The 20,046-nt window shown below is 72.3% G+C and carries 20 protein-coding genes; 7 read left to right on the forward strand and 13 right to left on the reverse strand.

Going from position 1 to position 20,046, the window contains the following annotated elements:
* Positions 1-19 precede the first annotated feature (19 nt).
* The gene (locus tag ACIBUY_RS34290; RefSeq protein ID WP_365571624.1) at positions 20-457 is read right to left on the reverse strand and encodes a DUF4442 domain-containing protein; all 438 of its coding nucleotides are present in this window, start codon (positions 455-457) and stop codon (positions 20-22) included.
* A 135-nt stretch (positions 458-592) separates the two neighbouring features.
* Between ACIBUY_RS34290 and ACIBUY_RS34295 the strand changes: the two genes are divergently transcribed.
* Both ACIBUY_RS34295 and ACIBUY_RS34300 read left to right on the forward strand, forming a co-directional pair.
* Positions 593-1,660, forward strand: coding sequence for a hypothetical protein (locus ACIBUY_RS34295; RefSeq protein WP_399154722.1), 1,068 nt, complete (start codon positions 593-595; stop codon positions 1,658-1,660).
* Positions 1,661-1,717: 57 nt separating this feature from the next.
* Entirely contained in the window at positions 1,718-3,049 is a 1,332-nt protein-coding gene (locus ACIBUY_RS34300; protein ID WP_399154723.1) for an MFS transporter, read from the forward strand.
* 7 nt (positions 3,050-3,056) lie between these two features.
* Here ACIBUY_RS34300 and ACIBUY_RS34305 read toward each other — a convergent pair whose 3' ends face one another.
* From ACIBUY_RS34305 to ACIBUY_RS34320, 4 genes are all read right to left on the reverse strand, one after another.
* Positions 3,057-3,914, reverse strand: coding sequence for a spermidine synthase (locus tag ACIBUY_RS34305; protein ID WP_399154724.1), 858 nt, complete (start codon positions 3,912-3,914; stop codon positions 3,057-3,059).
* A 23-nt stretch (positions 3,915-3,937) separates the two neighbouring features.
* Positions 3,938-4,783 (reverse strand): patatin-like phospholipase family protein, encoded by an 846-nt coding sequence (locus ACIBUY_RS34310; protein ID WP_399154765.1) that lies wholly within the window; start codon positions 4,781-4,783, stop codon positions 3,938-3,940.
* 89 nt (positions 4,784-4,872) lie between these two features.
* Positions 4,873-6,057: an elongation factor Tu gene (gene tuf, locus ACIBUY_RS34315; RefSeq protein ID WP_399154725.1), complete on the reverse strand. Its 1,185-nt coding sequence runs from the start codon at positions 6,055-6,057 to the stop codon at positions 4,873-4,875.
* 298 nt (positions 6,058-6,355) lie between these two features.
* Positions 6,356-7,063 carry a DNA alkylation repair protein gene (locus tag ACIBUY_RS34320; protein ID WP_399154726.1) on the reverse strand — a complete coding sequence of 236 codons (708 nt, stop codon included), beginning with the start codon at positions 7,061-7,063 and terminating at the stop codon, positions 6,356-6,358.
* 166 nt (positions 7,064-7,229) lie between these two features.
* Here ACIBUY_RS34320 and ACIBUY_RS34325 point away from each other — a divergent pair, with 166 nt between their 5' ends.
* On the forward strand, positions 7,230-7,937 hold the full coding sequence (locus ACIBUY_RS34325) for a TVP38/TMEM64 family protein (RefSeq protein WP_399154727.1): 708 nt from the start codon (positions 7,230-7,232) through the stop codon (positions 7,935-7,937).
* A gap of 48 nt (positions 7,938-7,985) precedes the next feature.
* Here ACIBUY_RS34325 and ACIBUY_RS34330 read toward each other — a convergent pair whose 3' ends face one another.
* Complete coding sequence (locus ACIBUY_RS34330; protein WP_399154728.1) at positions 7,986-9,155, reverse strand: thiolase family protein; 1,170 nt, start codon at positions 9,153-9,155, stop codon at positions 7,986-7,988.
* A gap of 115 nt (positions 9,156-9,270) precedes the next feature.
* Between ACIBUY_RS34330 and ACIBUY_RS34335 the strand changes: the two genes are divergently transcribed.
* Positions 9,271-9,744: a winged helix-turn-helix transcriptional regulator gene (locus ACIBUY_RS34335; protein WP_399154729.1), complete on the forward strand. Its 474-nt coding sequence runs from the start codon at positions 9,271-9,273 to the stop codon at positions 9,742-9,744.
* On the opposite strand, the gene ACIBUY_RS34340 is transcribed toward ACIBUY_RS34335, so the two are convergent.
* The 6 genes from ACIBUY_RS34340 to ACIBUY_RS34365 all read right to left on the reverse strand — a co-directional run bounded on the left by ACIBUY_RS34340 (position 9,741) and on the right by ACIBUY_RS34365 (position 13,803).
* Entirely contained in the window at positions 9,741-10,124 is a 384-nt protein-coding gene (locus ACIBUY_RS34340; protein WP_399154730.1) for a VOC family protein, read from the reverse strand. The genes ACIBUY_RS34335 and ACIBUY_RS34340 overlap by 4 nt on opposite strands.
* Positions 10,125-10,156: 32 nt before the next feature.
* Positions 10,157-10,507, reverse strand: coding sequence for an antibiotic biosynthesis monooxygenase family protein (locus ACIBUY_RS34345; RefSeq protein ID WP_365571441.1), 351 nt, complete (start codon positions 10,505-10,507; stop codon positions 10,157-10,159).
* A gap of 118 nt (positions 10,508-10,625) precedes the next feature.
* Entirely contained in the window at positions 10,626-11,375 is a 750-nt protein-coding gene (locus ACIBUY_RS34350) for a cupin domain-containing protein (RefSeq protein WP_399154731.1), read from the reverse strand.
* Positions 11,369-12,295 carry a PmoA family protein gene (locus tag ACIBUY_RS34355; protein WP_399154732.1) on the reverse strand — a complete coding sequence of 309 codons (927 nt, stop codon included), beginning with the start codon at positions 12,293-12,295 and terminating at the stop codon, positions 11,369-11,371. Before ACIBUY_RS34355 ends, ACIBUY_RS34350 begins: the two co-directional genes overlap by 7 nt.
* Positions 12,292-13,446, reverse strand: coding sequence for a Gfo/Idh/MocA family protein (locus ACIBUY_RS34360; protein ID WP_399154733.1), 1,155 nt, complete (start codon positions 13,444-13,446; stop codon positions 12,292-12,294). Before ACIBUY_RS34360 ends, ACIBUY_RS34355 begins: the two co-directional genes overlap by 4 nt.
* Positions 13,447-13,593: 147 nt before the next feature.
* Positions 13,594-13,803, reverse strand: a complete 210-nt coding sequence (locus ACIBUY_RS34365) for a hypothetical protein (protein ID WP_365571430.1) — start codon at positions 13,801-13,803, stop codon at positions 13,594-13,596.
* A 108-nt stretch (positions 13,804-13,911) separates the two neighbouring features.
* Between ACIBUY_RS34365 and ACIBUY_RS34370 the strand changes: the two genes are divergently transcribed.
* Positions 13,912-16,809 (forward strand): NACHT domain-containing protein, encoded by a 2,898-nt coding sequence (locus tag ACIBUY_RS34370; RefSeq protein WP_399154734.1) that lies wholly within the window; start codon positions 13,912-13,914, stop codon positions 16,807-16,809.
* On the opposite strand, the gene ACIBUY_RS34375 is transcribed toward ACIBUY_RS34370, so the two are convergent.
* Entirely contained in the window at positions 16,781-17,953 is a 1,173-nt protein-coding gene (locus ACIBUY_RS34375) for an MFS transporter (RefSeq protein WP_365571424.1), read from the reverse strand. The genes ACIBUY_RS34370 and ACIBUY_RS34375 overlap by 29 nt on opposite strands.
* Positions 17,954-18,027: 74 nt before the next feature.
* Between ACIBUY_RS34375 and ACIBUY_RS34380 the strand changes: the two genes are divergently transcribed.
* On the forward strand, positions 18,028-19,011 hold the full coding sequence (locus tag ACIBUY_RS34380) for an ArsR family transcriptional regulator (RefSeq protein ID WP_399154735.1): 984 nt from the start codon (positions 18,028-18,030) through the stop codon (positions 19,009-19,011).
* 153 nt (positions 19,012-19,164) lie between these two features.
* Complete coding sequence (locus ACIBUY_RS34385; RefSeq protein WP_365571418.1) at positions 19,165-20,040, forward strand: undecaprenyl-diphosphate phosphatase; 876 nt, start codon at positions 19,165-19,167, stop codon at positions 20,038-20,040.
* Positions 20,041-20,046 lie beyond the last annotated feature (6 nt).

Raw genomic sequence — 20,046 nt, forward strand, 5'->3', positions numbered from 1 at the left:
CTGCGTACGCGGGAACCCGTCAGCCGTTGGGCCGCAGGGTCCACACCACCGTCATCTCGCCGGTGACGGCGCCGTCCTCGCGCCGGATCTCGATGGCCACCGGGAACTCGGGGCGCTCCCCCGCGTCCAGCTGCGCGACCACGTCGGCGGCCGGGCGGCCGAGCGTCGCCGTGGCCGTGACGGGGCCCATGGCCAGCTTCTTGTACGCGATCTCGGCGCTCACGGCGAGCGGCACGGCGCGGGAGAGCTGGTCGCCGAAGGCGGCGAGCACGATGGCGCCGCTCGCGGACTCGGCGAGCGTGAACATCGCGCCGGCGTGCGGGCCGCCGACGTGGTTGTGGTACTCGGCCTGGTCCGGCAGTGCGACGACCGCCTTGTCGGCGGTGGTCTCGAGGAACTCGAGGTTCAGGGTCCGGGCCATCGGCACCGTGGCGGCGAGCATCTCGCCGATCGACATCTGGTCTGCGCTCATGAACCGCACGTTACCCGCGAGTAGCAAACTTGGCCATCCTCGCCCCAGGAGCGGAACCGTTGCACGTCCGGTACAGGGCGGGGATCCCGGAGACCCCACGACCCTCTATCGTTTACGGCCATGTGGCCAGGACAGCAGCCGCCCGGGGGCGAGCAGAACCCGCAGGACCCGAACAACCCCAACTACCCGAACAATCCGCCGACGCCGAATCCGTACCAGCAGCCGGGCTACCAGCAGCCGAACCCCTACCAGCAGCCGGGGTACCAGCAGCCGAACCCGTATCAGCAGCAGCCTGGTTGGAACACGCCGCCGACGACGCCGCTCGGCCCTCCGCAGGCGCCGAACAAGGGCGGCGGGGACAACCGGACGAAGATCGTCGCGATCGTCGCGGCGTCCGCCGTCGTCGTCGCGGCCGGGGTGACCGGATTCCTCGTGCTCGGCGGGGACAAGGACGACGACGCGAAGGGCGGCGACAAGAAGTCCCCCGCCGCCTCGCAGTCCGCGAGCGAGAAGCCGAGCGCCTCCGCGTCGACCGGCGCCAACCCGCGCGGCGACGAGAACGCGGTCAAGCCCGTCATCGCGGGCTGGCAGCCGGTGGTCAACGTCAAGCACAAGACGGTGTTCGACGTGCCGCAGGGCTGGGAGGTCAGCACGGGCGGCTCGGACCAGATCATCGGGTTCGAGTACGACTACAAGGACAAGAAGGGCAAGAAGACACACGGCATGACGACCGTGTCCGCTCCTGCCGAGTACAAGTCCAAGTGGTGCACGGACGACAACGACAAGGACGGGCGCAAGGAGGACACCTCGCTCGCCGGTGTCGGCACGCGCGGCGAGGACGGCGCCAAGACCGCGGCGGAGGCCGCGGAGAACCGGGTGCCGTGGTGGATCTACGGCGGCTACACCGAGCCCGACATCAAGTCGGTGAAGGTCGGCAAGCCCACGAACTTCACCAACGCGCAGGGCGTCTCGGGCAGCCTCATCAAGGCGAACTCGGTGAAGACGCCGCAGAAGGGCAAGTGCGCGAGCGACGGCAAGGCAGTCGTCTTCGCGTTCCAGAACGAGGCCGGGGACTTCGTGTCCTGGGACCTGTGGGGCGCCAAGGGCGTCAAGGACGAGCTGGACGACGCGACGATCAACAAGATCCTCAGCTCGGTCCGCTACTACAAGGACCCGACCGCGTCCTGACCGGGTGAGCGAGTAAACGGTTTGGCAAACGGGCGTGCGGCGGCGGATAGTTCCCCGGTGAACTCAGCCGCCGCCTCCCCGTCACCGATACGCCCACGCCGCAGGCCCGCGTGGGCCGGACGCAACTACACCCTCCTCGCCGTGGCGGCGTTCATCACGACGCTCGGGGCACACGGTGCGCTCATCGCGTCCGCGTTCGCCGTCCTCGACGCGGGCGGCTCCGGCGGCGACGTGGGCCTGGTGGCCGCGGCCCGCACCCTGTTCCTGGTGATCTTCCTGCTGGTCGGCGGCGCGGTCGCCGACCGGCTGCCGCGCCACCGCGTGATGGTCGCGGCCAACGCCCTCAACTTCCTTTCGCAGGGCGCCTTCGCGCTCCTCGTCCTGCAGGGCGAGCCGAAGCTGTGGCAGATGATGGCGCTCAGCGCCCTGGGCGGCACGGGTCAGGCGTTCTTCAATCCGGCCGCCGAGGGCATGCTCATGTCCTCGGTCTCCGGTGAGCAGGCGAGCCGCGCCTTCGCGATGTTCCGGATGGGCATGTCAGGCGCCGCGGTGGGCGGGGCCGCGCTCGGCGGGGCGATGGTCGCGGCGATCGGCCCCGGCTGGGTCCTCGCGGTGGACGCGGCGGCGTTCGCGGTGGCCGGCGCCCTGCGCTCGTTCCTCGACGTGAGCCACATCGCACCGCGCGAGCCCGGCGGCGGGCTGCTGTCCGACATGCGCGACGGCTGGCGGGAGTTCATCGGACGCCCGTGGCTGTGGACGATCGTCGCCCAGTTCTCGGTGGTGGTCGCCGTGGTGGGCGCCGCCGAGTCGGTGTTCGGGCCGCTGGTCGCGCGCGACGAGCTCGGCGGCGCGGGGCCCTGGGGGCTCGCCCTCGGCGCGTTCGGCGTCGGCACGATCCTCGGCGGCCTGCTGATGATGCGCTGGAAACCGCGGCGGCTGCTCTTCGCGGCGACCCTCTCGGTGTTCTCGCTGGCCCTGCCGTCGGCCGCGCTCGCGATCCCCGTGGCGCTGCCGGTCCTGGTCGCCGTGATGTTCGTCAGCGGCGTCACGATCGAGATATTCGGCGTCTCCTGGATCACCGCGCTGCACCAGGAGATCCCCGAGGAGAAGCTCTCGCGCGTCTCGGCCTACGACTGGTTCGGCTCGGTGGCGATGGTGCCGCTGGCCACGGCGCTCGCCGGTCCGGCGGAGTCGGCGTTCGGCCGGACCCCGGCGCTGTGGGGCTGTGCGGCGCTCGTCGTCCTGGCCACGTCCGCGGTGCTGTTCGTCCCGGACGTACGCAATCTGCGCCGCAAGGAAGCGGTGCAGGTCGCGGAGTCCCCGGAGCCGGTCCCGGCGCCCAGCCCCCTGGCCGAAACACCTGTGCTCGGGCGCACCCCGGCCGAGTAGCGGTGCCTCAGCCGACGCTGAACGAACCCCCGGGCGGCTGCGGCGAAGGCACCGCGTCCGCGTCCGTGACGCTCTTCGCGTCGCCGATGAAGCGGCGCAGCCCCTCGCCGTGCTCGACCCGTGCGGGGAACGCGTCGCGGGCGGTGCGCCGGGCGAACTCCGCCACGTCGAGCGCGCTCTGCGAGGCGACCAGCACCGCGTTGCCGAAGCGGCGTCCGCGCAGCACCGCGGGCTCGGCGATCAGGGCGACCTCGGCGAACACCTCGCGGAACGTGGCCAGTTGGGAGCGCAGGAACGTGAAGGGGGCGCCGTCCGCGAGGTTCGCCGCGTAGGTGCCGCCGGGCCGCAGGACCCGGTCCGCCTCACGCGCGTACGCCTCGGTCGTCAGGTGCGCGGGCACCCTCGACCCGCCGAACACATCGGCCACGAGGACGTCCACCGCGTCGTCGGGCGCCGCCTCCAGCCACTGCCGGGCGTCGCCGCCGTGCACCGCGACACCCGCGCCGCCGGGCAGCGGCAGGTGTTCGGCGACCAGGGCCAGCAGCCCGCGGTCCGCCTCGACGACGTCCTGCCGGGACCCGGGCCGCGTCGCCGCGACGTACCGGGGCAGCATCAGTGCGCCGCCGCCGAGGTGCAGCACGTCCAGGGGCCGCCCGTCGGGGGCCACGCAGTCCAGGACGTGCCCGAGCCGCCGGGCGTACTCGAACTCCAGGTGGGTCGGCTCGTCGAGGTCGACGTACGACTGGGGTGCCCCGTCGACGGTGAGCAGCCAGGCCCGCCGTCGGTCGACGTCGGGCAGGAGTTTGGCGGTGCCGTGGTCGACGGTGCGGGTGACCGGTATCGGCTCGGGGTCGGGTGTGTTCACGTACGCCATTGTGCCGGGGCCGGTCAGGGCCGCGCCCAGGTGCGGGCCACCGCCTGCGCGCACGCCGCGGCCTGCTCCAGGCCCGCGCGGGCGGCGGGTGCGCGGCGCTCGGGGTCGAGGCTGTTGCCGCCGAACGCACGGCGGGCGGCCCGGTCCGGGGTGATGAGGGTGACGTGGGCGCCGTCGGCGGCGAGCCGGGCCGCCTGGGTACGGGCCGCGTGCAGGACGCCGCCGCCCGCCGCGATGGGCGCGACGACGACGATCCGCTCGTGTCCCTCGGCGAGCTGGGCGTTGGCCGGGGAACGGGTGCCGCCGTCGATCCAGCGGACACCGTCGATGGTCACCGGCGGCCAGACACCGGGCACCGCGCAGCTCGCCGCGACGGCGTCCACGAGGCCGACGCCGCAGCTGCCGTCGAAGACGCGGAACTCCCCCGTGCTCGCCTGCACCGCGGTGACCAGCAGCCGTCGCGACGGCCAGTCGTGCGAGACGAGCCGGCCCGCGATCACCGCGCGCCGCTCCGCCTCGTCGGGGGTGCGGGCGGCGAGCGCCATCCGCCCGAGCTTGCGCCCGTACGCCTCGATGGAGCGCGAGGACAGGGCGGCGCGCGCGTAGCGGAAGGTGGCGCTCGCCCCGAAGGATGCGGTCAACTCCTTCACTGGCGCGGCGAGTTGACGCTCGTAGAGACTCAGGGGCGTCAGCTTGCCCGAGGTGAGCTGGGCGCCGACGACCGCGCCCGCCGAGGTGCCGATGACGGTGTCGGCGTCCCACAGGTCGGCGCCGGCCTCGGCGAGGCCGTGCAGGATCCCGGAGATCCAGCCGATGCCGGCGAGGCCGCCGCCACCGAGTACGAGTGCTCTGCCCGTCACCGCGACCTCCGTCGAGTACGTCGTGTCGGGGCTCAGTGTGGCGTACGCCCGTGTGGCCGGGACCCCGGGGTCCCGGCCACACGACTTGCTCATTCCACCGACGTCACCGTGCCCGCGCCGACGGTCCGCCCGCCCTCGCGGATCGCGAAGCCGAGCCCCGACTCCAGCGGCACGTCACGGCCGAGCTCGACCGTCATGGTGACGGTGTCGCCCGGCCGGGCGACGGCGGCGGCGCCGAGGTCGACGTCGCCGACGACGTCCGCGGTGCGCAGGTAGAACTGTGGCCGGTACCCGGTGGCGACCGGTGTGCTGCGGCCGCCCTCCGCCGCCGACAGGACGTACACCTGCGCGGTGAAGCGCCGCGCGGGCCGTACGCTGCCGGGCTCGGCGACGACGTGCCCGCGGCGCACCGCGTCACGGGGGACGCCGCGCAGCAGCAGCGCCACGTTGTCCCCGGCCTGCGCCTCGTCCATCGGCTTGCCGAAGGTCTCGAGCCCGGTCACGACAGTCTCGGCGTCCTTGCCGTCCTCGGCGACCCCGTACACACGCACCCGGTCTCCGACCCGGATCCGCCCGCGCTCGACGGCGCCGGTGACGACGGTGCCGCGGCCGCTGATGGTCATGACGTTCTCGACCGACAACAGGAACGGCGCGTCCACGTACCGCTCCGGCATCGGGACGTAGGTGTCCACCGCGTCGAGCAGCGCCTCGACGGCCGCCTCCCAACGCGGGTCCCCCTCAAGGGCCTTGAGCCCGGACACCCGCACCACGGGTACGGAGTCGCCTCCGTAGCCGTGCGCGGAGAGCAGCTCGCGCACCTCGAGCTCGACGAGGTCGGTGAGTTCCTCGTCACCGGCGTCGGCCTTGTTGAGCGCGACGACGATGTGGTCGACGCCGACCTGCCGCGCGAGCAGCACGTGCTCGGCGGTCTGCGGCATGATCCCGTCGAGCGCGGAGACGACGAGGATCGCCCCGTCGAGCTGGGCCGCGCCCGTGACCATGTTCTTCACGTAGTCGGCGTGACCCGGCATGTCCACGTGGGCGTAGTGCCGGGTGTCGGTCTCGTACTCGACGTGCGCGATGTTGATGGTGATGCCGCGCTGCGCCTCCTCGGGCGCCTTGTCGATCCGGTCGAACGGCACGAAACTGCTCGCCCCGCGCGCGGCGAGGACCTTGGTGATGGCGGCGGTCAGGGTCGTCTTGCCGTGGTCGACGTGGCCCATGGTGCCGATGTTGAGGTGCGGCTTGGTGCGCACGTATGCCGTCTTGGGCATGGCTGGGTGGTCCCTTCCGGAACGTCAGAACAAGTGGTGGCCTCCTTCGGGAGGCGGGGACCCCTGAGCGGTACCGACCCTCCCCCTGCGGGGTCTGCCGGAATGTCCGGAGAGGGTCAGCTTCGCGCGCCGTCAGCGGCTGCGGCGAGGAAAACGGCAGCCTGAGCAGCGTCCGCGACTGCGGACGGAGCTGCGAGGAAGGCGTGCCGGAACATGAGGCAGATCATCGCCGACGCACCGCGGCACGTCGAATGGTTTTCCGCGCCCCGCACGGCAGCTGACCGGCCTGCTCAGCCGTTCACGGTCCTACGTTCTTCAGGGCCTCGCGCACCGAGAGCGGCGCGAGCACGTCCCGGTGGCCGGCGACGAAGGCACGTACGGCGGCGGGATCGGTCTTGGCGTACTCGCGCAGGGCCCAGCCGATCGCCTTGCGGACGAAGAAGTCCTGGTGCCCGGCCTGCCGCAGGCAGTACGCGAACAGCCGCTGCTCGTCCGTCGCGTCCTTGTGGCGCAGCTGGTGAAGGAGCGCGGTGCGGGCGACCCACAGGTCGGGGTCCTCGATCCAGGCGTCCATGTCCGCCGTCAGCTTCGGATCGGCGGCGACGAGCCCGCCCACCACGTGTGCGGCGAGCAGGTCGACGGTGTCCCACCAGGGCCCGGTCGTGACCAGGTGCCGGGCGACGGGCAGGAAGCCGGACGACAGGCGGCGCACGTGTCGGCGCAGGTAGTCGACGGCGAAGTACGCGTACTCGCGCTCGGGCAGCGCCCAGCAGCGCAGCGCGACGGCGGTCAGGTCGGCCTCGTCGGGCCGCGGTGTCCCGTCGAGGACGGCCTTGGTCAGCTCCTTGCGGACGGGCGAGGGAAGCCCGAGGAAGGGGGCGACGTCCTTCATGTAGGCGCGCATCGCCGCGGCCCGCTCCGGGTCGGCCGCGGCGCCGTAGACGGCGGGGAGCCGGGAGAGGACGGTGTCGGCGAGTGCGCTGGGCGGCGGCGCGATGACGGGCACGTGACCCTCCTCGTTACGGAACTCGCTACGGAACGCGTTCCGTAACGCGTTATGGAACTCGCTACGGAACCCCGGCGGGGCTTCCTGCGGGAAAGTGAGGCGAACAGCAGGGAAAGTGAGACACAACCTACGGCGATCTTACGTATCAGTCGGTTAGTCTCCCCGGATGTTCGAACCCGTCGCCGCCCGCCCCGCAGGCCTCGCCGCGCGCTGCACCAGGGCCCTGCTGTCGCCCTGGTCCCGGCTGTCGCTGCTGGTCCTGCTGCTGGCCGCGGGCGCGACGTCCGTCCTGCTCTTCGAGCCGCAGCGGATCCTCTCCGACGGGTGGCCGCCCGAGGTGGGCGGCGCGGCCGCGGTGGTGCTGTTCGCGGTGGCGTACGGGGTCTGCACGGTGGCGTTCGTGCCGAGACCGCTGCTCAATCTGGCGGCGGGGGCGCTCTTCGGCTCCCAGCTCGGCCTGCTCGGGGCGTTCGTCGGCACGGTCCTCGGCGCCGGCATCGCCTTCGGCCTGGGCCGGCTGCTAGGCCAGGACGCGCTGCGCCCGCTGCTGCGCGGCCGCTGGCTGAAGGCGGCGGACGGCCAGCTGAGCAGGCACGGCTTCCGCTCGATGCTGGCGGCCCGCCTCTTCCCCGGCGTCCCGTTCTGGGCGGCGAACTACTGCGCGTCCATCTCCCGCATGGGCTGGGCCCCGTTCCTGCTGGCGACGGCGCTCGGCTCGATCCCGAACACGGCGGCGTACGTGGTGGCCGGCGCGCGTGCCTCGACACCGACGTCCCCGGCGTTCCTGATCGCGATGGGGTTCATCGCGGTCACGGGGGTGGCGGGCGCGGCGGTGGCGTGGCTGAAGCGGCACAAGCTCCGCGGCCACGCCTGACACCGCGCCCCGCTCGGCCCGATCCGCTCGGACCGACCTGCGGGAGTTTCACATCGCTTCGAGAACCGTCGCGTTCGCCAGTCCGCCCGCCTCGCACATGGTCTGCAGCCCGTAGCGGGCGCCGCGTTCGCGCATCGCGTGCACCAGTGTCGTCATCAGCCGCGTCCCGCTCGCCCCGAGCGGATGCCCGAGCGCGATGGCCCCACCGTGGACGTTCACCCGGGACGGGTCCGCGCCGGTCTCCTGCAGCCAGGCCAGCACCACGGAGGCGAACGCCTCGTTGACCTCGAACAGGTCGATGTCACCGAGCGAGAGACCGGCCCGCCGCAGGACCTTCTCGGTCGCGGGGATCACGCCTGTCAGCATGAGCAGCGGATCGGACCCGGTGACGGCGAAGGAGTGCAGCCGGGCCAGCGGGCGCAGGCCGAGGCGGGCCGCGTTCTCGCTGGTGGTGATGAGCACGGCGGAGGCGCCGTCGTTGACGGGGCTCGCGTTGCCCGCGGTCACGTTCCACTCGATCTGAGGGAAGCGCTCGGCGAATCCCGCGTCGTAGTACGCCGACTTGAGCCCGCCGAGCACCTCCAGGGACGTGCCGGGCCGCACCGACTCGTCCCGGGTCAGTCCTTCCAGCGGGGCGACCTCCGCGCCGAAGAGCCCGGCGTCCCAGGCGGCCGCGGCCTTGCGGTGCGAGCCGACGGCGTACGTGTCCATCTGCTCGCGGGTGAGCGACCACTTGGCGGCGATGAGTTCGGCGCTGACGCCCTGCGGCGCGAGGCCCTCGGGGTAGCGCTCGGCGATGCCGGGCCCGAACGGGTCCTTGCCCTCGGGCACGTTGGACCACATCGGGACGCGGCTCATCGACTCGACCCCGCAGGCGACGACCATGTCGTACGCGCCGGAGATGACGCCCTGCGCCGCGAAGTGCACGGCCTGCTGCGAGGAGCCGCACTGCCGGTCGATGGTGGTCGCGGGCACGGACTCGGGGAACCCGGCGGACAGGACCGCGTACCGCGTGGTGTTCATGGCCTGCTCGCCGACCTGGTCGACGGTGCCGCCGATCACGTCGTCGACGAGCCCGGGGTCGACGCCGGCCCGGTCGACGAGGGTGCGCAGCGTGTGCGCGAGGAGCTGGACGGGATGGACCTGGGCTAGGGCGCCGTTCGGCTTGCCCTTCCCGACGGGGGTGCGTACGGCTTCGACGACGACGGCGTCACGCATGGCTCCGGCCTCCGGGGCAGGTGAGGGTTACGCACGAGTAGGAATTTCAAACTCACCATAGCTCCGCGCATTGGAAAAACAAACCCTCTCCTGATCAGGCCCCTACACTGGGCGCATGCCCGCTGCCGCCAAGGACCCGCGCCCCTGCTCGATCGCCGACACCCTGGCCGTCGTCGGGGAGAAGTACTCGCTGCTCGTGCTGCGCGAGGTGTGCCTGGGCAACGGCCGCTTCGACCGGCTCGTGCGCAACATCGGGGCGCCGCGCGACATCCTGGCGACCCGGCTGAAGCGCCTCGTGGAGGCGGGAATCCTGGAGAAGGTCGCCTACCAGGACCGGCCGCAGCGCTTCGAGTACCGGCCGACGCGAGCGGGCCTCGAACTCGAACCGGTCCTGATGACGCTCATGGCCTGGGGCGACCGCCATCTGCGCGACGGCGACCGCCCCATGGTGGTCGAGCACAAGTGCGGGCACGATCTGCGGCCCGTGGTGACCTGCGGCGCCTGCGGCGAGGAAGTGCACCACTCGGACCTCACGGCCCACCCCCAGGCCCCGGGCTGGACGACGGCGGGACCCGAGGACAGGCCTTAGTCCCGGCGCCCCGCGGTGAGTATTTCCATGAGGTGTCCGCTGGGGTCGCGGAAGTAGGTGCCCCTGCGCCCTTCGACGTGCTTGCTGTGGTAGATCTGCCCGATCTCCCGACAGGCGGGATCGCCGTAGTAGGTGATTCCACCGCTCTGGATGCGGGCGAAGGCGGCGTCGAACTCCTCCTCGCCGACCATGAACGCGTAGTGGTGCGGCTCGAAGTCGTCCACCTGGTCATAGTCCAGGCTGACGTGGTTGTTCAGCGTGACCGGCGTGAAGTGCGCCACCGGCGGATCGACACTCAGGCCGAGGATGTCGGCCAGGAACCGCGCCGAGGCCTGCGGGTCACGGGCGGGCACGATGGTGTGGTTCAGTTCCACGGTCATGGTGACTCCTCCTCAGGGCTGCAGCCGCGGCGTCACACGTCGATCCGCTCGAAGATGTGCGGGTACGACACGATGTCGTCCCCGAACTCGGCAGCCACACGCTGGAACTCCGGGTTGCCGAACGCCGCGGCGAGCGCCTCCGTAGACTCCCAGACCGCGACGTTCATCAGAAGCTCACTGCCTGCCGTTCCCTGGTGCAACTGCAGGGAGACGAAGCCCGGTTGGACCCTCATGAACTCGGCCTGCCTGCGGAAGAGAGCCAGGAACGATTCGGTCCTCGCCTTCGGAACGACAAAGGTGTTGGCCAGGACGACGGGCCCGGTCTCCTCCTTGAACTGGGCGAACATCGGCGTATTCGGGTCCAGGCTCTGCAAGTCGGCCATCTTCGGAACTTCCCCTCGCGACACGTTCGGCATGATGAAGGCATGATGGACAAGACAGGTTGGTGAGTACTCACTCACCCCTGCTCACACCAAGGGTGAGTGAACACTCACCCTTGTGTCAAGACGGTGGGAGCACGGAGGGGAGGATGCCCTGGGGCCTGTCGGTCCGGTACACGTCCAAGCGGCCGCACATCCCGAACTTCCCGTACGCGGAAGGGACTTCGGACTGCACCACCGCCTCCGCGAGATGCCCGGCGTCCCCGGCCGCGAGCCGGTCGAGCTGGCGCCCGGTCGCGGCGGCCGCGGCGGCCGCACCCCGCTCCCAGCGGGTGCGCCAGGCGTCGAGCCGATGGCGTACGAGCGCGGCCGCCGCCTCGTGGAAGGCGGCGAGTTCCTCCGGCTCCTCGCGCAGCCGCAGATAGCCCTGGACAGCGAGGTCGCGACGGGCCCGTGCCACCCGTTCCTGCTCCTCCTCCGGGGCGTCGGCGGGGATCGCCGTGGCCGCCGCGTAGGTGTCGGGGTCGGTCAGGTGCGCGGGCGGCAGCGTGAGCACGGCGTCACCGGCCTCGGGCAGCCCGCTGTTCTGCATCAGCACGACGATGCGCAGGGCCCCGTCCTCGTTGACGAGGCGATGAATGGTGCCCGGCGTGAACCAGGCGACGGTGCCCGGCTCCAGGGGCGTGTGCGCGAACCCGGCGGCCGTCAGCGTCTGGACGGCGCCGCGGCCCGCCGTCACGACGTAGCCCTCGCTGCAGGTGAGGTGCATGTGCGGGGTGCCGCCGCACAGGCCGTCCGCGGCGGGCCAGTCGTACACCGACAGGTGCGAGACGGCGACCCCGCCGGGCAGGCCCGCGTACGGACTCACCACGGGTGCTCCGCAAGGTACTTGGCGATGCGTTCGCGCTCCCAGGCGCCGTCGGCGACGACGACGCGGTAGCGGCGGGTGAGCGTGGCGCCGGGCGCCAGGACGAGCTCGTCGTAGTACGCGAAGGAGGGGGCGACCGCGGCGAACGGCTCGTTGCGCACGAACCAGTGGGCCGGATGACTCCCCGCCTCCCCCGAGTGGTCGTTCTCCGGGGCGTGCTCGAAGACGAGGGTGGCATGCCCGTCGGCGCCGTCGTGCTCGCCGCTGTACGCGAGCCAGGGTGCCTGCGTGCCCATGATCCCCGGGCCCTCGTCGTCGGCGGTCTGGATGCGGCCGTCGCGGAAGGCGCGCGGGCCGCGCCAGAACAGGCCGGTGTAGCCCGCGAGTTCACGGCCGTGCGTGGTGGGGCTGCCGAAGCGCAGGGGCTCGGCGCGCCGGTTGGTGATCGCGCTGGTCCAGGTCAGCGTCCAGGCGCCGGTGTCCTGGTCGACGTCACGGACCTCGATGCGGCGCTGCTCGTCGGCCCACAGCTCCCCGTCGTACGGGTGCCAGCTGAGGCGCTCGGCGATGATCACGCCCCCGCCGTCCGCGCGGACGAGGTCGAAGCCGAGGTGCGCCATGGAGCCGACGCGCTCGGGCAGCGCCAGGTAACCCTCGCCGTGGACATAGGAGTTGCCGCCCCACAGGTTCTGCCCCGACAGGTGCGAGGCGGTCATCTGCAGGCCCTTGTGCCAGCGGTGGTCGTTCGGCCGGTAGTCGGTGACGACGTCTCCGGCGAGGGTCCTGATCGGGTGCAGATACGGCTTCGGGGCCTCCCAGGCGGCCTCGGGCCGGTAGACGTACGCGACCAACTCGACGCCCGTGACGGGTTCGACGACGGTGATCCGGTCGCCGTGGGTGTGGACGATCCGCAGGTCGCTCATGCGCCGGCCTCCTGGCGGGGCGCCCAGCCGGGAGCGCCCCCGTGCAGGGCGGTGTAGTACGGGTCGCCGGGGCCGATCTCCCCGGCGCGGACGGTGACGTCGGCGAACGCGGACTTGTACAGCGCGGCGATCAGCTCGAGGCTGGTGCGCCCGTCGGGACCGCTGGCGCGCGGCCGCTCGCCCGCGCGCATCGAGGCGACGAGCTCACGCAGCTGGGCGAGGTGGGAGCTGGGCACGTCGGGCCCGAAGTCCCGCCACCTGTCGGCCAGTTCGGCGGGGACGTCGCGGGCGGGGGTGATCGCCCAGTCCCCGTTCCCGTACCCGTACAGGTGGGTCAGTTCGAGGGTCGCGCGCTCGCAGTCGATGCGGATGCGACTGACTTCGTCGGGGCTGAGGACGCTGTTGACGACGGTGGCCATCGCCCCGCTCGCGAACCGCACGAGGGCGGTCGACACGTCCTCGGTCTCCACGTCGTGCACGAGACGCCCCGCCATGGCGCGCACCTCGGTCCACGGCCCGAGGATGTCGAGCAGCAGATCCATCTGGTGGATGCCGTGCCCCATGGCCGGACCGCCGCCCTCGGTGGCCCAACGCCCGCGCCAGGGCACGGAGTAGTAGGCGGTGTCCCGGTACCAGGTGGTCTGGCAGTGGGCGACGAGCGGCCGCCCGAGGCCGCCCTCGGCAAGCAGCTCGCGCACGTGCCGCGCCCCGGACCCGAACCGGTGCTGGAACACGACGGCCGCGTACGGCCCGCCGTCCTTCCCCTCCGCCGCCTCGATGGAGTCGAACTCCTCCAGGGACGGACACGGCGGCTTCTCGCACCACACCCAGGCGCCCGACTCCAGGGCGGCGACGGTCTGTTCGCGGTGCAGCGTCGGCGGCGTACAGATGCTGACGAGGTCGGGCCGCTGCTCGTCGAGCATGCGGGCGAGATCGGTGTACGGCTGCGGGATGCCGTGCTCGGCGCAGAAGCGCCGCACGGCGTCGTCGTCGATGTCGACGGCCGCGGCGATCTCCAACTCCCCTTCGGCGACGAGCCGTTGAAGGGCAGGCAGGTGCCCGCCGGCGGCGATGGCGCCGGTGCCGACGAGGGCGGCCCTGAGGCGGTGGGTACGGGGTCCCGAGCGGTCGGGGGCGGGTGCGGTGCGCATGGGCGCGATCAACACTCCATCGGGGTGCGGTGACGGGGCCGGGTGGGGGCGGCGCCGCCACGGCCAGGCCATAGCAAGCGCTTTCCCCCGGGTGACGCTAAGCGGGCGGGGGCGAGGGGGTCAACAGGGCGTCGCCACGGAGTTCTCTCACGTGAGCACGCTGACGGTCAGCGCCAGCACGGCCGTCAGGACCGTGGCCGTGGAGCCGCAGCAGACGCCCCCGCGCAGCAGGGCGGCGGGCAGGGTGGCGCCGTCCCACCGCGCGAGCAGAACGGCGAGGACGGCGCCGAGTACGGAGACGAGTCCGATGACGACGAGGACGAGGGCCAGAACGAGGACGAGCAGCGGTGTCGGCATGCGGCCGAGGTTCACCGAAGTCGCGTACAGCGGTGTTCAGTTGGCCCAAGATGAACGGGACTGAACAGGGTCACGCCGGGGCGGCGGACCGGAGACGGGGAACCCGCGGTGACGGATCGGAACAGGCAGCAGTCGTTCGTCGAAGCGGCGGCTCAATTGGTCGAAGTGGCGGCTCGATTAAGGGCCCTGCGGCTCAAGCGGCGCCTTTCGATGGCGGGTCTGGCAGCGCGGGCGGGCCTCAGCCGGACCACGGTCAGCCAGGCCCTCAACGGCACGGGGCTGCCCAGCGAGGCGACCGTGGCGGCGCTCGCCCGGGCCCTGGGCGTCGATGCCGGACCGCTCCTGCGACTGCGGGCGGAGGCGCTGCCCCCGTCCGCTCGCGCCCCCGGCGCCGGGCCGCAGGAGCCCTTCGACGCCTGGTACCGCAAGTACGTCGAGGAGCGTCACGGGCGGTTGTCCGTGATCGGCCTTGACCTGTCCCGGCCCGACCGCGCCTGCTGGCCGCTGGACGCCGCCTATCTGAGCCTGGAATTCTCGACGGCCGCCCACGGGATCGCCCCGGAGGGCGGCCCCGACGCAGGGCCGCAGGTGCGGGTGGAGCGGGCCGAGCAGGCGCTCGCCGGGCGGCGGCGCATGCTGATCCGGGGTCTGGCCGGCAGCGGCAAGACCACCCTGCTGCAGTGGCTCGCCGTGGCCACGGCCCGCCGTCGCCTCCCGGCCGAGCTGGCCCATCTCGCCGACTGCGTGCCGTTCGTGCTGCCGCTGCGGACCCTGGTCCGCCGCGGGGAACTGCCCGCGGCGCAGGACTTCCTGGCCGCGGCGGGCTGCCCTCGGGCGGGCGCCCAGCCGGACGGCTGGGCGGACCGGGCCCTCACGGAGGGGCGCGCCCTGCTCCTGGTGGACGGCCTCGACGAGGTGCCCCAGGCTCAACGCGCCAGGACCGGCGAGTGGTTGCGCGAGCTGCTCGCCGCCTACCCCGACGCCTCCTACGTGATCACAACGCGTCCCTCAGCGGTCCCGGAGGGCTGGCTCGCGGACGGCGGCTTCACCGAACTGGCCGTGCGGCCCATGGGCGCCAGGGACGTGGCGGTGTTCGTCGAGCGGTGGCACAGAGCCGCCGCGCTCGCCGGAACCGCACAGGATCAGGATCAACTCCCCGTCCTGCAAGAGGCGTTGCAGGACACGGTGCGCTCGCAGCGGGACCTGGCCCAGCTGGCCACCACTCCCCTGCTCTGCGCCCTGGTCTGCGCACTGCACCGCGACCGCCGCGGCCATCTGCCGCACGGCCGGATGGAGTTGTACGAGGCGGCCCTGTCCATGCTGCTGCACCGCAGGGACCAGGAGCGCGACATCGGCACCCCCGAGGGCATCGCCCTGTCCACGCACCACAGCGTCCAGCTGCTGCAGCGCCTCGCGTACTGGTTGGTCCGCAACGGACAGACGGAGCTCGAGTACGCCATGGCACGGGATCTGGTCGAGGACGCGCTGCCTGCCATGCCCCAGGTCGCACGGCAGGCCGACGCGGATGCCGACGCCGTCCTCACTCATCTCCTCGCGCGCTGCGGGCTGTTGCGGCAGCCCACGGCAGAGACGATCGACTTCGTCCACCGCACGTTCCAGGACTACTTGGGGGCCAAGGCCGCCGTCGAGGCCCGCGACATCCCGCTGCTCGTGCGCAATGCCCACGACGACCAGTGGGAGGACGTGATCCGCATGGCCGTGGCCCATGCGCGCCCGGCCGAGCGGGCCGGACTCCTGCGGCGCCTCATCGCCCGCGGCGACCGCACGGCCCGGCACCGTACGCGGCTGCACCTGCTGGCGACGGCGTGCCTGGAACACGCGACGGAGCTGGATCCTGCCGTCAGGGAGGAGGTCGAGGGCCGGGCCGCGGCGTTGTTGCCGCCGCGCAGCGTGGATGAGGCACGTGCGCTGGCGGCGGTGGGGCCGGTCATTCTGGATCTGCTGCCTGGGCCTGAGAGGCTGGAGGACGATGAGGCGCAGGCGGTGGTACGTACAGCCGGGTTCGTGGGCGGGGATGCGGCGCTCACGGTGATGAAGCGGTTCCTGGGGCACCCCGAGCCCAGCGTGGCATGGGCGATGCATGTGAGTTGGGACAGGTTCGACGCCTCCGACTACGCTCGCGAGATCCTGTACCGTGCCGGGTCGTCCCGTCTCATTGTGCGTACGCCTGAGCAGTTGGACCTCGTGGCCGGCCTACCGACGCCCGATGCTCTTGTGCTGTACGGCGATCACGGCGTGCACGCGATCGCCCACGCCGTCGATACGTCCTCCGTACGATCGCTGGACCTGAACGACAACACGACGCTCGACCGTCTGGATTTCCTCACGTCCTGGAAGCGCCTGTCCTACCTTGGTCTCCGGAACTGCCCCGGCGTCGTCGACCTCACCTGTCTGGCCGAGAGCGCCGTCACGAACCTTCATCTGTACGACGCGCAGGCACGTCTTGAGGGCCTGCGGCACCACACCGGGCTGACGCACCTGGGGCTTCACCGACCGCTCTCAGCCCGGGAGTTCACCACCCTGCACCTGGATGCCACCTTGCGAGGCCTCACTCTCGGCTCCGGGGCCAGTAGGGAACTCACCTCGCTGGCCGGGGTCGAACGGTGGCCCAGCCTGACCACGCTCAACCTGTACGGCCACTTCGACGACCTGTCGCCGGCTGCCACCCTGCCGAACCTCGACGACCTGGTCCTTCAACTCGGTGCCGGAGCCCACATGCTGGCGAACGTTCCTCCCTTGCCCACCGTCCGGCGTCTGTGGCTGGGAACGGTGGACGGCGACGACGACCTCGCCCACGTCGCCGCGGCCTGTCCGGGCCTCACCCGCCTTCAGATCGTCTGCCAGTCGAAGACCAGGCACGTCGATCTGACCCCCGTCCGCCACCTCCCCGACCTCACCGTCGAGATCTCGGACGCGCGCGAAGTCACCGGCGCCGAACACTTCCCGCCCGACCGCATCATCCGCAAACCCCGCCCGCGTACCTGAGTCCCGGCCCCAGCCGCAGCGTCACCGCCAGCGACGCCCCCGCCAACACCACCATCGCCGCCCCCGGTGACGTGACCTGGGCCAGCGCTCCGGCCACCAGCGCCCCCACCCCCTGCATCGTCAGCATCCCGGCCGTGTGCAACCCCAGGGCGTGGCCGCCGAGTTCGTCCGGGGTGAGCGCCACGAGTTGCTCTTGCAGGAACAGGCTCGCCGCGTACCCGACGGAGGCGACGGCTACCACGACGGCGGCCAGGGGCACCGCCGGGCCCATCGCGAACAGCAGGTAGGGCGCGGCCAGCAGCAACCGCAGGGGGGCGCCCAGGCGGGTGCGCCAGCGGGGTGGCACGAAGCGGCCGGCGAGTGTGTCGCCCGCGAGCATGCCGAGCGCGGCCGCGGCCAGCAGCAGGCCCGCGCGTTCGGGAGCGTAGGGGATGAAGAGTGCTTCGCAGCCGACGATCAGTCCGTTCGGCACCCACAGGGCGAGATAGACGGTGCGGCGTGCGGGCGACGACCACAACGCGGCGTTGCCCCGCAGCGTCTCGGCGACCGACACCCTGCCCGTGGCGCGCGGTGCCCGGCGGGCGAGGCCGAAGCGGGCCGCGGCCGCCGCCAGTACGGACAGGCCCGCGGCGATGAGCAGGGTGCCGCGCGGCGACAACGCCTGGACGAGGACGCCGCCGACCGCGTATCCGAGGATCTGGCAGGTGCCGGTGCTCATGTTGAGGACGGACCGGCCGAGCAGGAAGCCGTCCTTGTCGAGGATGTCGGTGAGCAGGCCGTAGCGGACGCCGCCGCCGAGCGCCGCGGGCACGCCCTGCGCGAGGACGAGGGCGAGCGCGGCCGCGGTGGGCAGCCCGGGGGCGGCCTGCACGGCGCTGACGAGGGCGGCGAAGAGCGCGAGCGCGGCGAGGGCGGCGCGGGGCGGCAGCCGGTCCGCGGCCGACAACAGCGTGAACGCGCCCACCACTTGGGCCAGCGAGGGCCCGAACATCGCGAGGGCCGAGAGCAGCGCCGAGCCCGTCGAGGCGTAGACGAGCGAGCCGAGGGCGAGTCCCGCGACCGTCTGCGCCGCGATCTGGAGGGAGCAGGCGAGGAAGAAGGGCGGGTATTCCGGAGCGCGGAACAGATCGCGGTAGGTACGCATGCGGGGAGGCTGCGGGGTCCACGGGCCCGGCCGTTAATGTTTCGCGGACCGGCGAAACTCGGCGAAGGGGACCCGTGGGCATCTGGCAGGTCGACGCGGACACCCTCGCGGGCAGCCGCTTCATCGTGTCGCAGCTCGCCGAGACGACGGCGAGCCTGAAGAAGCTGGCGGATCCGAGGGCCGCGCATCCCGGAGAGCGGCGTTGGCTGGACGCGTATCTGCCCGCCTATCGTGCGCTTCTCGCCGCGGAGCCGGTGACGGCGCTGCTGGTGGACACCGCGTTCGGGGCGTCCTGGATCGCCGACTTCGTCACGCCCACTCCTACCGGGGAGCACGAACTCGACCTGGCCGACGGTCTCGCCCTCGTCCGCGCCACGCCCCCGGACGCCGTGCGCGCCCACCTCGCCGTCGCCTCCCCCGGCCCGCTCCCCGCGCCCCTGGCCCGCGCCGACGACCTCGCCGAGCGCACCGCGGCCCTGCTGGAGTGGACGTGGCAGGAGACCGTGCGCCCCGACTGGGCGCGGCGGCGCCGGGTCCTCGAGGCCGATGTCGTCGCGCGGACGCGGGAGTTGACGGTCGGGGGCTGGGCGGCGGCCTTCGGCGGGATGCGGCCGGCGATGCGCTGGCTCGGCGACGGGCAGTTACGGATCAACGCGCACGACTACCCGCCGCGGGACATCTCCGGGGCCGCACTCCTCTTCGTGCCCGTCACCCCCGAGCAGGGCTGGGTGTCCTGGCCGGAGCCCGCGGACCGGTACGCGGTGGTCTACCCCTGCGCGGGCGCCCTCGCGGACACCGGCGGCGCCGCGCCGCCCGCGGGCCTCGCGACGCTGCTCGGCACGGCCCGGGCACAGGTCCTCACGCTCCTCGAACAGCCGCTGACGACCACGCAGTTGGTGGCGTTGACGGGCCAGGGGCTCGGTTCCGTGGGACGCCACCTGAGGGTGCTGCTCGACGCGCGTCTCGTCCGGCGCCGCCGCGCGGGCCGCTCGGTCCTCTATTACCGGACGCCCGCCGCGGACACCCTCCTGGCGGCGCAGCGGGAACCCGGGTCCTGAGAGCCGGTCATCGAACCCCCGTGGCCGCCTCGTCACTTTCGGGCGCTACGCTGCCCACGCACGCCCCCGGGGCCACACCCCGAGGGTGCGCAGACCCCTGTCCGGACGCGTTCGCGGCCGGTTCCGCCCGCATCCTGGATCGCGAATCTCCCCATGTCTTGGTTCGAATCATTCATTCTCGGACTCGTCCAGGGACTGACGGAGTTCCTCCCGATCTCGTCGAGCGCCCACCTCCGCCTGACCGCCGCCTTCGCGGGGTGGAACGACCCGGGGGCCGCCTTCACCGCGATCACCCAGCTCGGTACCGAGACCGCGGTGGTGATCTTCTTCCGCAAGGACATCGCGCGGATCATCTCGGCGTGGTTCCGGTCGCTGACGGACAAGACGATGCGCGGCGACCACGACGCCCAGATGGGCTGGCTCGTCATCGTGGGTTCGATCCCGATCGGCGTGCTCGGGGTCGCCTTCAAGGACCAGATCGAGGGCCCGTTCCGCGATCTGCGTCTCACGGCGACGACGCTCATCGTGATGGGCGTGGTCCTCGGCATCGCCGACCGCCGCGCGGCCCGTGACGAACTGGGCGGCAGGCACCGCGCGGTCCGCTCCCGCAAGGAACTCAAGGACCTCTCCGTCAAGGACGGTCTGATCTACGGTCTGTGCCAGGCGCTGGCCCTGATCCCCGGCGTCTCCCGGTCCGGCGCGACGATCAGCGGCGGCCTCTTCCTCGGCTACACCCGTGAATCGGCGGCCCGTTACTCGTTCCTGCTGGCCATCCCCGCGGTCCTCGCCTCCGGCGTCTTCGAGCTCAAGGACGCGACCGAGGGCGGCCACGTGTCGTGGGGGCCGACGGTCTTCGCGACGCTGATCGCGTTCGGTGTGGGCTACGCGGTCATCGCCTGGCTCATGAAGTACATCTCCAGCAAGAGCTTCATGCCGTTCGTCTACTACCGGATCGCGCTCGGCGTCGCGCTGATCGTGCTGGTGACGGTGGGCGTGCTGAGCCCGCACGCGGCGGAGTCGGCCGGATAGCAGCCG

The sequence above is a fragment of the Streptomyces sp. NPDC050085 genome (assembly GCF_044460595.1).
Lineage (GTDB): Bacteria > Actinomycetota > Actinomycetes > Streptomycetales > Streptomycetaceae > Streptomyces.

What these genes read in the sequence shown, in the direction of transcription:
- ACIBUY_RS34375 (WP_365571424.1), bottom strand. Translation starts at nt 17,953, where the DNA reads ATGCGTACCTACCGCGATCTGTTCCGCGCTCCGGAATACCCGCCCTTC.
- ACIBUY_RS34290 (WP_365571624.1), bottom strand. Translation starts at nt 457, where the DNA reads ATGTCGATCGGCGAGATGCTCGCCGCCACGGTGCCGATGGCCCGGACC.
- ACIBUY_RS34355 (WP_399154732.1), bottom strand. Translation starts at nt 12,295, where the DNA reads ATGAGCGACCTGCGGATCGTCCACACCCACGGCGACCGGATCACCGTC.
- tuf (WP_399154725.1), bottom strand. Translation starts at nt 6,057, where the DNA reads ATGCCCAAGACGGCATACGTGCGCACCAAGCCGCACCTCAACATCGGC.
- ACIBUY_RS34330 (WP_399154728.1), bottom strand. Translation starts at nt 9,155, where the DNA reads ATGCGTGACGCCGTCGTCGTCGAAGCCGTACGCACCCCCGTCGGGAAG.
- ACIBUY_RS34385 (WP_365571418.1), top strand. Translation starts at nt 19,165, where the DNA reads ATGTCTTGGTTCGAATCATTCATTCTCGGACTCGTCCAGGGACTGACG.
- ACIBUY_RS34325 (WP_399154727.1), top strand. Translation starts at nt 7,230, where the DNA reads ATGTTCGAACCCGTCGCCGCCCGCCCCGCAGGCCTCGCCGCGCGCTGC.
- ACIBUY_RS34340 (WP_399154730.1), bottom strand. Translation starts at nt 10,124, where the DNA reads ATGACCGTGGAACTGAACCACACCATCGTGCCCGCCCGTGACCCGCAG.
- ACIBUY_RS34360 (WP_399154733.1), bottom strand. Translation starts at nt 13,446, where the DNA reads ATGCGCACCGCACCCGCCCCCGACCGCTCGGGACCCCGTACCCACCGC.
- ACIBUY_RS34335 (WP_399154729.1), top strand. Translation starts at nt 9,271, where the DNA reads ATGCCCGCTGCCGCCAAGGACCCGCGCCCCTGCTCGATCGCCGACACC.
- ACIBUY_RS34365 (WP_365571430.1), bottom strand. Translation starts at nt 13,803, where the DNA reads ATGCCGACACCGCTGCTCGTCCTCGTTCTGGCCCTCGTCCTCGTCGTC.
- ACIBUY_RS34295 (WP_399154722.1), top strand. Translation starts at nt 593, where the DNA reads ATGTGGCCAGGACAGCAGCCGCCCGGGGGCGAGCAGAACCCGCAGGAC.
- ACIBUY_RS34345 (WP_365571441.1), bottom strand. Translation starts at nt 10,507, where the DNA reads ATGGCCGACTTGCAGAGCCTGGACCCGAATACGCCGATGTTCGCCCAG.